Annotated in this window: 1 protein-coding gene and 1 pseudogene; both read right to left on the bottom strand. The window is 63.5% G+C overall.

Annotated elements, in window-relative coordinates; genetic code table 11:
* Nucleotides 1-175 (bottom strand): biopolymer transporter ExbD (locus EN885_RS33420; protein ID WP_206616897.1); only part of this gene is annotated, 175 nt, incomplete at its 3' end.
* Nucleotides 176-179: 4 nt separating this feature from the next.
* Nucleotides 180-315 (bottom strand): annotated as a pseudogene (locus tag EN885_RS34620) (tonB-system energizer ExbB); the annotation flags it as partial.

Raw genomic sequence — 315 nt, 5'->3', positions numbered from 1 at the left:
GCGCGGGCGTTGCCGTCGAACCAGGCAGGTCGACATTGACATCCACCGTGGCCAGCGGCGCCGCGACCATGAAGATGATCAACAGCACCAGGATGACATCGATGAACGGGGTGACGTTGATCTCGTGGCTTTCCTCGAGATCGTCATCAATGGTCTGTCGGATTCTGCTTCCCATGGCGCTACTCCGCCGCCAGTGGCGTTGCCGGCGCGACGGTGCGGAAGTCGAGGTCGCGGCTGACCAGCCGTTCGACCCCGGCGGCAGCATCGGCGAGGATCTGCCGATAGCCGGCTATCGAGCGGGCAAAGACGTTGTAG

Origin of the sequence: Mesorhizobium sp. M6A.T.Cr.TU.014.01.1.1 (assembly GCF_004022765.1) — a bacterium.
Classification (GTDB): Bacteria; Pseudomonadota; Alphaproteobacteria; order Rhizobiales; family Rhizobiaceae; genus Mesorhizobium; species Mesorhizobium mediterraneum.
The sequence above is the reverse complement of the archived record's forward strand: the minus strand, read 5'-3'. Positions and strand labels throughout refer to the sequence as shown.